Annotated in this window: 15 protein-coding genes and 1 riboswitch; of the genes, 14 read left to right on the top strand and 1 reads right to left on the bottom strand. The window is 61.5% G+C overall.

Annotated elements, in window-relative coordinates; all coding sequences use genetic code 11:
- Positions 1–38: 38 nt before the first annotated feature.
- From ACN0RV_RS08650 to cobA, 14 genes are all read left to right on the top strand, one after another.
- Positions 39–908, top strand: coding sequence for an ABC transporter ATP-binding protein (locus tag ACN0RV_RS08650; RefSeq protein ID WP_417347232.1), 870 nt, complete (start codon positions 39–41; stop codon positions 906–908).
- On the top strand, positions 901–1,638 hold the full coding sequence (locus tag ACN0RV_RS08655; protein ID WP_417347233.1) for an ABC transporter permease: 738 nt from the start codon (positions 901–903) through the stop codon (positions 1,636–1,638). Before ACN0RV_RS08650 ends, ACN0RV_RS08655 begins: the two co-directional genes overlap by 8 nt.
- On the top strand, positions 1,635–2,585 hold the full coding sequence (locus ACN0RV_RS08660; RefSeq protein ID WP_417347234.1) for a FecCD family ABC transporter permease: 951 nt from the start codon (positions 1,635–1,637) through the stop codon (positions 2,583–2,585). Before ACN0RV_RS08655 ends, ACN0RV_RS08660 begins: the two co-directional genes overlap by 4 nt.
- Positions 2,578–3,330, top strand: coding sequence for an ABC transporter ATP-binding protein (locus ACN0RV_RS08665; RefSeq protein WP_417347235.1), 753 nt, complete (start codon positions 2,578–2,580; stop codon positions 3,328–3,330). The genes ACN0RV_RS08660 and ACN0RV_RS08665 overlap by 8 nt, the downstream gene beginning before the upstream one ends.
- The gene (locus tag ACN0RV_RS08670; protein WP_417347236.1) at positions 3,299–4,069 is read left to right on the top strand and encodes an ABC transporter substrate-binding protein; all 771 of its coding nucleotides are present in this window, start codon (positions 3,299–3,301) and stop codon (positions 4,067–4,069) included. Before ACN0RV_RS08665 ends, ACN0RV_RS08670 begins: the two co-directional genes overlap by 32 nt.
- Positions 4,070–4,181: 112 nt before the next feature.
- A riboswitch (cobalamin riboswitch) is annotated at positions 4,182–4,320 on the top strand.
- Positions 4,321–4,410: 90 nt separating this feature from the next.
- Positions 4,411–5,562: a cobalt-precorrin-5B (C(1))-methyltransferase gene (locus ACN0RV_RS08675; protein WP_417347237.1), complete on the top strand. Its 1,152-nt coding sequence runs from the start codon at positions 4,411–4,413 to the stop codon at positions 5,560–5,562.
- On the top strand, positions 5,559–6,212 hold the full coding sequence (locus tag ACN0RV_RS08680) for a precorrin-8X methylmutase (protein WP_417347238.1): 654 nt from the start codon (positions 5,559–5,561) through the stop codon (positions 6,210–6,212). Before ACN0RV_RS08675 ends, ACN0RV_RS08680 begins: the two co-directional genes overlap by 4 nt.
- Entirely contained in the window at positions 6,209–7,465 is a 1,257-nt protein-coding gene (gene cbiE, locus ACN0RV_RS08685; protein WP_417347239.1) for a precorrin-6y C5,15-methyltransferase (decarboxylating) subunit CbiE, read from the top strand. The genes ACN0RV_RS08680 and cbiE overlap by 4 nt, the downstream gene beginning before the upstream one ends.
- Positions 7,462–8,214: a precorrin-2 C(20)-methyltransferase gene (cobI, locus tag ACN0RV_RS08690; protein ID WP_417347240.1), complete on the top strand. Its 753-nt coding sequence runs from the start codon at positions 7,462–7,464 to the stop codon at positions 8,212–8,214. Before cbiE ends, cobI begins: the two co-directional genes overlap by 4 nt.
- Entirely contained in the window at positions 8,211–9,740 is a 1,530-nt protein-coding gene (locus tag ACN0RV_RS08695) for a cobalamin biosynthesis protein (RefSeq protein ID WP_417347241.1), read from the top strand. The genes cobI and ACN0RV_RS08695 overlap by 4 nt, the downstream gene beginning before the upstream one ends.
- Positions 9,737–10,225: an NAD(P)-dependent oxidoreductase gene (locus tag ACN0RV_RS08700; protein ID WP_417347242.1), complete on the top strand. Its 489-nt coding sequence runs from the start codon at positions 9,737–9,739 to the stop codon at positions 10,223–10,225. Before ACN0RV_RS08695 ends, ACN0RV_RS08700 begins: the two co-directional genes overlap by 4 nt.
- Positions 10,226–10,237: 12 nt before the next feature.
- Positions 10,238–11,068: a precorrin-3B C(17)-methyltransferase gene (gene cobJ / locus ACN0RV_RS08705; RefSeq protein WP_417347243.1), complete on the top strand. Its 831-nt coding sequence runs from the start codon at positions 10,238–10,240 to the stop codon at positions 11,066–11,068.
- Entirely contained in the window at positions 11,065–11,847 is a 783-nt protein-coding gene (gene cobM, locus ACN0RV_RS08710) for a precorrin-4 C(11)-methyltransferase (RefSeq protein WP_417347244.1), read from the top strand. The genes cobJ and cobM overlap by 4 nt, the downstream gene beginning before the upstream one ends.
- Complete coding sequence (gene cobA / locus ACN0RV_RS08715) at positions 11,840–13,165, top strand: uroporphyrinogen-III C-methyltransferase (RefSeq protein WP_417347245.1); 1,326 nt, start codon at positions 11,840–11,842, stop codon at positions 13,163–13,165. Before cobM ends, cobA begins: the two co-directional genes overlap by 8 nt.
- Before the next feature lie 3 nt (positions 13,166–13,168).
- Here cobA and ACN0RV_RS08720 read toward each other — a convergent pair whose 3' ends face one another.
- Positions 13,169–13,747 (bottom strand): histidine phosphatase family protein, encoded by a 579-nt coding sequence (locus ACN0RV_RS08720; RefSeq protein ID WP_417347246.1) that lies wholly within the window; start codon positions 13,745–13,747, stop codon positions 13,169–13,171.
- Positions 13,748–14,030: the final 283 nt, after the last annotated feature.

A 14,030-nucleotide genomic window follows, 5' to 3' on the forward strand; every position in this document is an offset into this window, starting at 1 on the left:
GAGCCGGGCTGCGGACCAGCCCGGCATTTTGGAGAGCCATGATGACCAATGAGTCCAGGCCGGTGCTGGAGGGGGCCAAATTGACGCGCACCTTCGGCAAGCGTAAGGCCGTGAATGATGTCAGTTTCTCACTCGCCTCCGGCGAGTTTTGTGCACTGTTGGGCCCCAACGGAGCCGGTAAGACCACGCTGATCAAGATGCTCACCGGGTTGCTGCAACCGGACAGCGGTGAGATTCGCTATATGGGAGAACCCTACAGCAGCGATCGGCTGGCTCTGAAGCGCCTGATTGGTGTGGTGCCTCAGCACAATAATCTGGATCGGGAACTCAGCTGCGCCGAAAACCTCAAGGTGCATGGGCTGCTGTACGGCATGCGGGGCCAGCAACTGAAATCGGCCATCGATCGCAGCCTGGCCTTTGCCGAGCTGATGGAGCAGAGAGAGGTCACCGCCGACAAGCTCTCCGGTGGGATGAAGCGGCGGCTGGTGATCGCCCGGGCCCTGATGCACAAGCCGAAAATCCTGTTTCTGGATGAGCCCAGTGTGGGACTGGATCCCCACAGTCGCCGCAGCATGTGGCAGTTTCTCAGCCGCATCAACCGGGATCAGGAGTGCACAATTTTGCTGACAACCCACTACCTGGAGGAGGCGGAGCGACTGGCTTCCCGGGTGCTGTTTATCGATAAGGGCAGGGTCATCGCCGACGGCGATGTCACCAGCCTGACTCGGGCCTTGGGGCCCTTTGCCCTCGAGCGTGTGGGGGAGGGCAACCGGGTGGAGTTCTTCGACAGCCGCGAGCTGGCATTGTCCCGCCTGGGAGAGATAGAGGAGTCCGGCAGCGTGCGCCCCACCACCCTGGAGGATGCGTTTTTACAGATGACGGGAACTCGGTTGGTGACCCATGGTTGATGGCATTGTTGGAATCTATTATCGGGAGGTACGCGTGCTCTCCCGCAAGTTGCCCCGGGTGGTGCTGGCGGCGGCGGTGCCCCCCTTCCTCTACCTGATGGCCTTCGGCTTTGGTGTGGGCAAGGACTCAGTAGTTCAGGGAATCGACTACCTGAGTTTCCTGCTGCCCGGATTGCTGGCCATGGCCAGCATGAACCAGAGCTACAACATTGCCACGGAGATCAACATCAGCCGCTTCTATCTGAAGATTTTCGAGGAGTTTCTGTTGGCGCCGGTTCAGCGCTGGCAGGTGCTGGTGGCGGAGATGCTCTACGGCGTTACCCGGGGGATGATCCCGGTGGCGATCATCATGGTCTATGCGGTGCTGTGTGGCATTCAGTTGAGTTTTGGCCTGGGATTCTGGTTTTCTCTGCTGCTGCACCTGGCGGCGTTTGCCCAGATCGGTTTTATCGTGGCACTGAAGATGAAAAACCACAGGGACCAGGCGTCGATGAACGCCTTTGTCATCACCCCAATGATGTTCCTCTCCGGCACCTTCTTTCCTGTTGAGCAGATGCCACTGCTGATTCAGTGGGTCGCGACACTCTCGCCCCTGACCTACAGCGCCGATCTGCTGCGCCACGCCCTGCTGGGGCAAAGCCTCGACCTGCTGTCCATGGGGATTCTGGCGGGACTCAACCTGGCGTTGGCGGCGGTGGCGCTGCACACCCTGAAGAGGATGGAGCCTTGAGGACCCTCAGCCTGGTGTTACTGCTGCTGGCCTGCGGCGGGGCGACCCTGGCCGGTCCCCAGTGGCTGAACCCCCTGGAACTGGATGAGGTGGGCAGAGGCATAGTGACCGAGCTGCGTTTGCCCAGGGTGCTGTTTGCCGCTCTCATCGGAGCCATGCTGGGGCTCTCCGGCAGTGTCTATCAGTTGACTCTGAAAAACCCCCTGGCGGACAGCTTCACCACCGGCGCGGCGTCCTCCTCGGCACTGGGGGCGGTGCTGGCCATCGCCCTGGGCGTGCCGGGCCACGGGGTCGCTTTGTGCGCCTTTGCCACCGGACTGGGCGGCCTTGGATTGGTGTATCGCATGTCCCAGACCCGGGGGCGCATCAATCCCATCACCATGATCCTGGCCGGGGTGGTGATGAACATTGTCGCCTCCGCCATCATCAGCTTCTCCAAGTACTACTTCGAGGACTCCCTCAATGCCATTGTCTACTGGCTGATGGGAGGGATCTTCCTGGTGAGCTGGGACAGGCTGGTGTTGTGTGCCGCTCTGCTGGCCGGGGTCTATCTCTTCCTCAGCCGCCGGGCCCAGGCGCTGAACCTGCTCAGCCTGGATGAGGCGTCGGCTCAGAGTCTGGGCGTCAACGTCAAGCAGCTGCGCAGTTGGGCCTTTGTCCTCTCCACCCTGATGGTGTCGGTGGCGGTGAGCTTCTCCGGCATCATCGGCTTCGTCGGGCTGATTGTGCCCCATGTGGCCCGCAGTCTGTTCGGCAGTGACATGAAACTCAATCTGTTCTATTCGGCGGTGATGGGCAGTGGCCTGCTGGTGGCCTCCGACGCCCTGTCTCGCACGGTGATCCCCGGTGGCGCCGAGCTGCCAGTTGGGATCATTACCGCCATCTTAGGGGGGGGATTCTTCTTCTACCTGCTTCAAACCCGTCGCGAGGCACTGTGGCATGGCTGAGATCGTACTGAATCAACTGTCGTTTCATCGCTCCGGCTTCCAGCTGGAACTCAATAACCTGGTGATTGCCCCGGGGGAGAAGGTGGCGCTGATGGGGGAGAACGGCTGCGGCAAAAGCACCCTGTTGTCTCTGATGACCGGCCTGGCCCAGCCCCGGGCGGGCAGCATCGCCTATGACGGCCAAGAGCTGGCGGCAATCCCCTTCAGTGAACGGGCCCAGACCTTCTCGTTGCTGGCCCAGTTCTCCGAGGTCTCCTTCCCCTTTACCGTGGAGGAGGTGGCACTGATGGGACGCTTTGCCCATCTGGGGCCCCAGGGCTACAGCCAGGAGGACAGGGCGCTGAGCCACAGTAACCTGGAGCGGGTGGATATGCTGAGGTATCGCCATCGCAGTTACGGGGAGCTGTCCGGCGGGGAGCAGAGGCGGGTGATGCTGGCCCGGGTGCTGAACCAGCAGACGCCGGTGATCTTCCTGGATGAGCCCAGTGCCAGCCTGGACGTGCGCCATACCCTGGAGATCTTTGCCCACCTTGCCAGCCTGGATGCCACTGTGGTGACCGCAGTACATGACATCAACCTGGCCTATGACCATTTTGACCGCTTCCTGTTTTTCAAGCAGGGACAGTTGCTGTTTGACGTGCCCCGAACCGGGGTGACTCCGGAAATTTTATCAGAGGTGTACGATGTATCGGTGTCTGTGGATTCTCGCGCTTTTGCTTTTCGCCGCAACCTCCCAGGCCTATGAGCGGGTGGTGCTGCTGGCACCGGCGGCGGGGGATCTGCTTCAGCGACTGGGGCAGGCCCACAAGGTGGTGGGCGTCACCCGGGCCAATGAGGATTTTCCTCATGCCCTTAAGGTGGGCAGCCACATCAAGCCCAATCTGGAGCTGGTGCGCAGCCTCAACCCGGACCTGATCGTGCTGGGCTCGGAGCGCTTCTTTACGTCGCAGATGCAGAGCCTGGTGGGTGCAAAGACGCTGATCTATAACCCAGTGACCCTGGATGGGGTGCTTGATGGCGTGGCTGAATTGGGTGAGGCCCTGGAGTGTCAGCCCAGAGCTGACCAGCTTGTTGCCGAGCTCAGCGCATTGCGACAGCAGTTGCGCCCTGTGCTTACCGCCCCAGGGGTGATCTTCGAAGTTACCGAGATGCCCCTGACCATCGCCGGTCAAGGCAACATAGTCGCCGACATCATCGGTGCGGCAGGAGGAAAATTGTTGGCGCCTTCCGGGCGTAAGCTGATCAAGTTCAGCCCTGAGGCGGTGCTGATGAATCGTCCCGATCTCTACATCTATCAGGTAGGCCCGATGAACCGCAGCCCCTCCAATCCCTTGAGTCGACCCCATTACGCCAGGCTCAAGGCGAGAGCGATGGCGGTGGATCAGCTCGCCTTTTCCCGGGCCAATGGCCACTCTTTTGACCTGGCACTGGAGCTCAACCGACTGTTTTTGTCGGAAGAATCTTCGCTGGAGACGGATCTCTAAGCAAAATTAGGCCGGCACAGGCTGATCAGGTTCACATTCGGCTTCAACGGTAAAAATCACTTCAACTTTCCACAGTGTTTCCCACGGACGGGCTCTCTAGACTGGGCACAGTTCAAGGGGCCCGCAAGAGGGCGCCCGTCTCTGACATCAGAGCCGGGCAGGGGGAACCGGATCGAAATTCCGGGCTGTACCCGCAACTGTAGTCAGCGACGCTGAGAGCCAGAATACCCGCCTTGAATCTTGACGCTAAACGCCAGGCGGGCCTACCCGGCAGTAGTGAGAGATCATTGCACCTGTCCGCCTGTCGTTGAGCTTCCCGATTTTTCAGTGGAACGCTTCACGTGACCAAAACACAACAATCGCCGTCCGCCTCGGGGGTTACCCGAATCCGCAGGAGCCGTCACCGTGGCGAGCTCAGGCGCGGCTACACAACAGGTGCCTGTGCAACCGCCGCGTCACTGGCCGCATTGCAGTGGTTGTGTCGTGGTGAACCCTCTGCGCCGGAGCGGGTAACCATTCAGTTGCCCATCGGTGAGCTGGCCGGTTTCGACGTCATCCCCCAAAGCCTCGAGCCGGGCCGCGCCTGCTGTGCGGTGATCAAGGATGCGGGGGACGATCCCGACTGCACCCACGGGGCTGTCATCACCGCCACCCTGGAGCTGGAGGACCAGCCTGGGATCCGCTTTGAGGCGGGGGAGGGGGTGGCCGTCGTTACCCTGCCTGGCCTGGAGCTGGCGGTGGGAGAGCCGGCCATCAATCCGGTACCTCGAAAGATGATGCGTGAGCACCTGCTGCCGCTGCTGCAACAGTCGGGCCTGTCAGGAGCCCGGGTGTCCATCAGCATCCCCGGTGGGGAAGTCCTGGCCGAGCAGACCATAGGTCGGCGCCTGGGACTGGTGGGCGGTCTGTCCATTCTGGGCACCAGAGGCACCGTCAACCCCTACTCAACCTCTGCCTACGCCGCGTCGGTGCGCCAGAGCATTCAGGTGGCCCGGGCTCAGGGCCTGGAGCAGGTGGTGCTGACCACCGGCAGCCGTACCGAGAAAGCGGCCATGTCACAGCATCCGGACCTCACCGATACCGCCTTTGTCCAGGTGGGGGATTTCACCGGTGTGGGACTGCGAGCCGCGGCCCGATACGGGGTGCGGCGCCTTGAACTGGTGACCATGATCGGCAAGCTGTGCAAGCTGGTTTCCGGCACCATGATGACCCACGTCAGCGGCCGGCCCATCGATTTTGACCTCATGGCCCGCCTGGCCACAGACCACTGCCAGGACGGTGCCCTGGTTGACCAAATCCGTCAGGCCAATACCGGTCGCCACATCCTGGAGCTGGTCCGCGGGGTGTTACCCCAATCCTATCTGCAATCTCTCTGCGCCGAGGCCGCCCGCCACTGCGCCGATTATTCCCATAACGCGTTTTTGGTAAGCGTTCGCCTGGTGGACTTCGACGGTTCAACCCTGGCCTGTGCCTGCCATGGAGAGTCTCTATGAGTGCCATGCAACAACTGACCGCCCAGGGGCGGCAAATCGAGTCTGACTCCTTCGCCATCATCGATCAGGAGGTGGCACAAATGGGGGGACACCCCTTTACTCCGGGCCAGTGGAATGTGGTGCGGCGCGCCATTCACACCACCGGAGACTTTGAGTTTAAAGAGCTGTTCCAGTTTTCCCAGGATGCGGTGGAGGCCGGTGTCCGTGCCCTGCGACGTGGCTGCAACATCATCTCCGACGTCACCATGATCACCGCCGGCGTCAGCCCGGTGCGCAGCGAGCGTTTTGGCGTCACCTGTCAGTGCTTCATCAGCCACCCCCAGGTGATCGACCGTGCCAAGCAGCAGGGGATCACCCGGGCCATCGAATCGATGCGATTCGCCCGGGATCAAGGGTTGCTCGATGGCGCCATCGTCGGTGTGGGCAATGCCCCCACCGCATTGTTTGAAGTGCTTCGCATGGTTGAGGCCGGCGAGGCCAAACCCGCCCTGATCATCGGCATCCCGGTGGGCTTTGTCCGCGCCGACGAATCCAAGGATGCCCTGGTGGCTCAGAACGGAGTGCCCTACATCGCCTCTGTGGGCCGTAAAGGGGGCAGTCCTTTGGTGGTGTCCACCCTGCATGCCCTGATGGTGGAGGCGGCACAGTGAAAGGGCGTATCCGGGTCATTGGCGTCGGCGACGACGGCTGCCTAAGCCTGACCAGCCGCGCCATCAATGCGGTGGCTGAGGCCGAGATACTGGCAGGTGCCAGCCGCCATCTGGCCTTCTTTCCCCAGTTTCAGGGAGAGCGGCTGAAACTGACCACCCCTATCGAGGGCTACCTGCAGGCCATCGCCGAGTCTGCCCGGCAGAGGGATGTCTGTGTGCTGGCTTCCGGTGATCCGATGTTCTTCGGCATCGGTAGCCGCATCAAAACCTTCCTCGATGGCCTGGAGCACCCACCGGAGCTGGAGATTATCCCCAGCCTCAGTGCCATGCAACTGGCCTGTGCCCGACTTGGCTGGGCCAGTCAGGAGACCGGCCTGCTGTCGGTGCATGGCCGCCCCCTGGCCGGTTTGGTGGCCAGGCTTCAGCAGGGCGGGCGTTTCGTCCTGCTTACCGATGCGGAGCACAACCCCAGGAGAGTGGCCAGCCACCTGCTGGAATTTGGGGAAACCCACTGGCGGGTTCACCTGTGTGAAGCCCTGGGCGGGGTCAACGAGCGGGTTCGCACCTTCGGGCTGGAGGAGCTGGCACAAGGTCAGGCCGAGCCTGTTCAACCTCTGAATCTGATGATGTTGGAGCGCACAGACGCCCTGCGTTGGGGCGGTTATCCCGGTCACTGCCCGGATGACGCCTACGCCAAGCGCACTCCGGACAGGGGGCTGATCACCAAGGCGCCGGTTCGGGCGGTGGCGGTGGCCAACCTCAGGGTTCAGCCGGACTCCGTGGTGTGGGACCTGGGCGCGGGCTCCGGTTCCATCGGCATCGAAGCCGCCAAACAGGCCTGGCAGGGCCAGGTGTACGCGGTGGAGTGCAATCCCCAGTGTTATTCCACCCTGGAGGCAAACCGCTTTGCCCACAGGGTGGACAACCTCACCTTAATCAAGGGGCGGGCTCCCCAGGCTCTGCAGCAGTTGCCCGACCCCGATGCCGTGTTCTGTGGCGGCAGCCGCGGAGAGATGGCGGCGATCTTTGAGTTGGCCATGGCCAGACTCAAGCCAGGAGGCCGGCTGGTGTTCAGTGCGGTCACCCTGGAGAGCCTCAGCGAACTGCACCAGTTGTGCCGTGGCGCCGGCGTGGATGCTCAGGTGCTGATGCTCTCTGCCGCTCACGGTCAGAGCCTGGCTCACTACACCCGATACCAGGGGGATAACCCCATTCATCTGTTTACCATTGAAAAGAGGGCCGAAGGCCAATGAACAAAACGGGAAAACTCTACGCCATTGGTGTTGGCCCAGGCGCCGGCGATCTGATGACTCTGCGCAGCCTGCGCCTGATGCAGTCGCTGGATGTGATCGCCATCCCTGAAAAGAACAAAGCCCAGGCAGACTCCTTTGCCTGGGCCATCGCTCAGCAGGAGCTGGATACCGAGAGCATGCGCGGCGAAGCGCTCTACCTGTGGTTTCCCATGACTCGTGATGTGTCTATCACCGTACCCGCCTGGGAGGCCGCCGCTGAGGCTTTGGTCAGTCGACTGCAGGCGGGGCTGGACGTGGGCTTCATCACCGAGGGGGACCCGTCGGTATTCAGCACCTGGGCCTACCTACAGGAGGAGTTGGCAGAGCGGCTGCCCGACCTGCAGGTGGAAGTGGTGCCTGCGGTAAGCTCCATCACTGCGGTGCCTGCGGCGACCACCATCCCTCTGGCCGATGGCGAGGAGCGTTTCTGTGTGGTGCCGGCGACCTACGGCATCGAGATGCTGCCCAAGCTGATTGAGGAGTTCGACACCATCATCCTCATCAAGGCCGGACGCATGGTCAAGTCCCTGATTGAGATGCTGGCGCCCATGGGGCTGCTGCACTGTGCCACCTATGTCTCCCACGCCACTGGCGAAAATCAGCAGGTGTACCGGGATCTGCGAGAGGTGCCCGAGGAGCATCGCTACTTTGCCATGGTTCAGCTCTCCATTCGCGGCCGTAAGGGCATTTTGCGTCGGGGCCAGCAATGAGCCGGATTGCCATCCATGCCATCACCCGCAAAGGCGCAGATCTGGGGCAAAGGCTGACCGCTCAGTTGCCCGGGGCGCGTTTGTTTGTGGTGGACCGGCAGGGAGACTGGGGCGGAGAGCAGGCGCTTAACCTGCCCTTGGCGGAGCATCTTAAGGAGCAGTTCCGCCAGTACGACCATCACCTTTGCCTGTTCAGCGCCGGCATTGCCACCCGCATGTTGGCGCCGCTGCTTCAGGACAAAAGGCTGGATCCCGGTGTGGTGTGCATCGATGAAAATGCCCACTTTGCCATTCCCTTGCTCAGTGGCCACCGAGGCGGTGCCAATGCCATAGCAACTCGGGTTGCCACCCTTCTTGGGGCGACCGCCGCCATCACCACGGCCTCCGACAGTTCAGGGCTGATCTCGGTCGATACCCTGGGTGAGCCTTTTGGCTGGCAGCTGGATCCCGGCTGCGAAGGCGATCTGACTCAGGTGGCCAGTGCCGTGGTCAACCATCGTCCCACCCTCATCTGGCAGCAGGGGGGCGAGAAAGCCTGGTGGCAGGGGCAGGAGCCCATGCCCGAGCATCTCAAGGTCAGCGAATCTGCCGAGCTGCCGTCATTGGACGCCATGGAAGCGGCGGTGGTGATCAGCCGCAACCGCACACTGCCAGACCTGGATCTGCCGGTGGCGCTGTGGCGCCCCAAGGATCTGGTGCTGGGCATCGGTTGCGATCGCAACACCCCGCAGCAGGTGATAGAGCAAGGGATCGATACGTTCCTGGAGGCCCACAACCTGCACGGGAAATCCGTGGTGCGCTTGGCGTCCATCGATCTTAAGGCCGATGAAGTGGGGATTCTGGGTGCGGCCCGAAACCTTGAACTGCCCTTCGAATGTTTCAGTGCCGATGCCCTGAGGGAGGTCAAGGGGATTGAGAACCCATCGGACACCGTCTTGCGCTGCATCGGCGTGTCGTCCGTTGCCGAAGCCGCCTGCCTGTACAGCAGTGGGGCCTCCCAACTGCTGGTGCCCAAATTCAAATACCGGGGGCAGGGGTACAACCTGACCTTGGCCGCCTGTGTCATTCCCTTTGAGGAGCCCCTGGCTCGCAGAGCACTGAAGAACTTTATCTCCGGGCCTTCGCGCACTCGCGCCAGCCATAAGGGGCTTGCCACCGGTGGGGCAGTCAAGCCGATACGTCACTATCGTCACCACCTGGTGGTGTGTGAAGGCGGTCGCTGCCAACAGTCCGGTGCCGACGGCCTGGCCCATCAATTGCGGCAGATTCTAAAGGAGATGAACCTCTCCAAGGGCCAAAACCGCATCAAGGTGACCCGAAGCCATTGCGCCGGAGCCTGTCGCCAGCGCGCCACGGCAGTGGTCTACGCCAGGGGTGAGGATGTGAATCACAGCCAGTGGTTGCAATCCCTGGAAGGGTTTTCCAAAGAGCAGTGGCAAAGGGTGTTCCAGGCCCTCTCCGAGGGGCAGGCATTGGCCGAAGTGGTGCCGGTACAGAGCCTGGCCACCATGGAGCCGTGCCCATGATGCCGCTGGTGATGACCGACCCTATGAAGGTACTGATCATCGGCGGCGGCAGGGCGGCGGCGATCAAGGCCACCAGCGTGCTGCGTTATCAGCACGATGTGACTCTGCTATCGCCGGTATTCAATGACGATTGTCTGAACCTGTGTTGTCGGCGTGTCCCCGGTGATCTGTATCAGATGGAGTTGGAGAGCTTCGCCCCCTACCAGCTGATCTATCTGGCATTGCCCTGGCCGGCTACCGCCTCCAGACGCACCTATCTGAAGAGCTTATGTGATCACCTCAAAGCCCGGGGGCACCTGATATCTGTCAGCTGCAAGCCTGAGCTTGGCAACGTGATCAACCCCTGCTCACGACGGGTGGGTGAGCACCTGTTGAGCCTCAGCTGTGAGCGCAGTGACCCGGTCAACACACGCAGCCTGACCCAGAAATTGACCAATGTCCTGCAACGAATGACCTCGTTGCAGGATCAATCCAACCTGATTTAAGGAGGCACCACCATGAGTGGTCACCTGAGTATTGTGGGCATTGGCCCCGGCTCCCTGGAGCTGTTAACCCCCATGGCGTCTCTGGCCATCAAAGAGGCCGACCTGGTCGTGGGCTACAAGCCTTATCTGGAGATGGTTCGTCCGCTGTTGGGAGGTCAGGAAACCAGCGCCAGTGGCATGACCCGGGAGGTGGACAGAGCCACCCTCGCGGTCGAAGCAGCCTTGTCTGGCAGGCGAGTGGCCATCATCTCCAGTGGCGATGCGGGGATCTACGCCATGGGACCCCTGGTGTATGAACTGCTGGCCGAGAAGGGCTGGCGCGGCAACGATGATTTGCCGGTACAGATGATTCCCGGCGTCACCGCCGCCAACTCCTGCGCGTCCCTGGTTGGGGTGCCCCTGGGCCATGATGCCTGCACCATCTCCCTGTCTGATCTGCTGACCCCCTGGAGCCTGATTCGTCAGCGCATCGAGGGTGCGGCGATGGCGGATTTTGTCATCACCTTCTACAACCCCAGATCCCGCCGTCGTACCCAACAGATCATCGAAGCGCAGGAGATCCTGCTCAAGCACCGCAGCGGGGACACCCCGGTAGCCGTTGTGGACAACGCCTACCGGCCAGAGCAGACGGTGCAGATTGCCACCCTGGACAGTTTTACCGATCTGGAGTTCGGCATGACCGCCGCCGTGGTGGTGGGCAACAGCCAGAGCTACCGCTTTGCCGACCTGATCATTACCCCCCGAGGGTACAGCAAGAAATATGACTTGAACGATGGCTCCGTGAAGGCGGGCCAGAAGCGGGGACGCTCCCTGGACGAAACTCAACTGGAGGTATCAGCATGACCGTATTTTTCATTGGCGCCGGCCCTGGCGATCCGGACCTTATTACCGTCAAGGGTGCCCGACTGGTGGAGTCCTGCCCCGTGGTGCTCTACACCGGCTCTCTGGTGCCCAAGGAGGTGGTCGCCCGTGCCCGGGAAGATGCTCTGGTGCTCAGCTCCGAAGAGATGGACCTGGATGAGATCATTCAGGTGTGTGTCGATGCCCATGAGAAGGGCCAGGACGTGGCCAGGGTCCAGACCGGGGATCTCTCCATCTACAGCTCCCTGGCCGAGACCACCCGCAGACTGGATAAGTTGCAGATCGATTGGAAGGTGGTGCCCGGAGTGAGTTCGTTCCAGGCGTCGGCGGCGGCGCTGGGTCAGGAGCTGACTCTGCCGGAGCAGTGCCAGACCATCATCCTCAGCCGTGCCTCTGGTCGTACTCCGGTTCCGGAGAAGGAGAGTCTCAAGTCTCTGGCCCAGCATGAAGCCACCCTGTGTCTGTTTCTCTCTGCCAGCCTGATCCGTAAGGTGGCCCGGGAGCTTAAGGAGGTCTACCCGGGGAGCTGGCCGGTGGCGGTGGTGGAGAAAGCCTCCCACCCCGAGCAGCGCATCTTGCGCGGCACCCTGGACACCATAGTGGAGCAGGTAGAGGGCGCGGGGATCCGCGCGACGGCGATGATCATCGTGTCCAAGGTGCTGGATACCACAGAGTTTCGGGATTCGCGCCTCTACGCCGCTGAGTTTACCCACGGTTTTCGCCGGGCACGGATCAGCGACGCGGAGGTCAGCCATGAGTAAACCGGGGAAAGTCTACCTGGCGGGCGCCGGCCCTGGCGATCCTGGCCTGCTCACGCGCCGGGCCCATGAACTGATGCATCTGTGCGACGTGGTCTGCTATGACCTGCTTATTGATGCGGCGGTGCTCTCCCTGGTTCCTGCGGGCACCACCATGATCCCTGTGGGGTATCGGGGCTACTGCGGCACCAGCATCGAATATGGCATGCACCCCGAAGTGGTGGAGCAGGCTTTGACCGGGCGCAGTGTGCTGCGCCTGAAGGCCGGGGATCCCTTTATCTTCGGTCGTGCCACCGAGGAGTGCCGCTGTCTGCAGCACCATGGTATCGACTTTGAGGTGGTGCCCGGCATCAGCTCAGCGCTTGGCGCCGCAGCCTACGCCGGTTTTCCGTTGACCAGCAATGGCATGGCGTCTGATGTGACCTTTGCCAGCGGCCACAGGGCATCCACCACCATCAGTAACTGGGCGGCGATGGGGCAGAGCTCCGGCACCCTGGTACTTTACATGGGAGCGAAGAAGCTGGCCGAGCATGCCAGGGAACTGATTGAGAAGGGACGGGATCCCAGGACGCCGGTGGCGGTGATTGCTGCCGCCACCAGCCATAAGCAGCGGATGATCACCGCCGATCTGAACGAGATAGGCCAGTGCATTGCAGAATTCGACAATGGTGACCCCATGTTGGTGGTGATGGGGCAGGTGGTTGAGCTGTCGTCAGAGCTGGATTGGCGAGCTGCACTGCCTCTGAGCGGGGTCCAGGTGCTGGATTGCGGCGGTGATGCGACCTGGGTGGATTCTTTGAGGCAGCAGGGTGCGGTGGTGGTTCAGGCACCCCGGGTTGAGCTGAGCTATGGCCTGGATGAGCCAGGTTGGCAGCGACTGTTGGCTGCCAAGGCTCTGTGGCTGGACAGCCGGGAGGCGGCCCAGAGTCTTTATCGCCTCTGCCTGGAGCAGGAGCTGGATTGTCGTCATTGGCACTGGCAGCTGGCTGGTACTCAGCAGGCTTGCGACTGGATGGCTCAACAAGGGCTGTTTATCAGGCAGATGGACAGTGCTGCTTCAGAGGCTCTGTGTATCACCAAGTACGACTCTTCGGGCCTGTGTCTGCGCCAAGTCCATCTGGTTGAGCCTGTGTACCCCTTGGTTCAGGCGGCCATGGTGACTGTGGAGGAGGAACAGGCGTTCCGCTATCTGGTGGAGCAGGATCTACTGAACCCGGATGCCCTGGTGTTCAGCGGTTGTGAGCGGGTGCGGTCAGAGGCGTTGCGTCTTGGCTTCAGGGTTAATGATTCTGCGCAAGAGGGCAGCCGGGCGGCTGCCTGACCCTCAAGCGGACTGTTGCTCGGGCATCAGTCCGCTCATCTCCTCCAGGCTCCAAACCCGTCCATTATCTGGCAATGGGGGCGCACCGCTCCAAGGGGGGATTCCCCAAGCCAGACTCATGGCGATCTTGAACCACTCTCCGTGACCCACCACCAGAATGCGTGTGTCGCCGTGCATCTGCTTCATCTCTGTCCAGAATGCCCTGATGCGGCAGGCGACCTCGGAGGCGGCTTCTGAGCCGGGTATGGCCATGCAGTTTTGCTGATCCCGGTTGGTATAGGCCTGCCACCACCTTGGGTGGGTTGTCCGGTCGAGGCCTTGCAGGGCGCCAAAACAGCGCTCATTGAGTAGAGGCGAGGTCAGTACGGGGACAGAGAGGCAAAGGTTGGCCAGTTCGGCGCTGTGCCGGGCTCGCTTAAGCTCGCTGCAGTAGATCAGTTGGGGGGCATGGATGGCGGCCAGGCGTCCGCTCTCGCGAGCCTGTATTTTGCCAGCTTCCGTAAGCGGACTGTCAAAAGTACCTTGCAAGGTGCCCAGCTCATTCCACTGGGTTCGGCCGTGGCGACAGTAAAAAAGGGACATGGAAGGTCTCCAACTTCAGACCCGACAGTACACCAGCACCAGGTGTGTTGTAGCAATGTTACTTTCCACAGTAGTTTTCCATTGGTGACGAAGCTCTCACTGCGGCCTGGGGCGGAGCTTGTCCAAATCATGCGTTTCGCATCAAACTTTACCCCAAATCCGTGATGAGGGACTTTTTGTTATCGGCTGGTAGCGTTTTCTGGCTGCAAAACAGACAATCGAGTCTGATTTAGTGAAAATATGTGACAAATACCAGTTCCAATTGAGCCTGTAATCAGTAAGA

Origin of the sequence: Ferrimonas sp. (assembly GCF_048263965.1) — a bacterium.
Classification (GTDB): Bacteria; Pseudomonadota; Gammaproteobacteria; order Enterobacterales; family Shewanellaceae; genus Ferrimonas.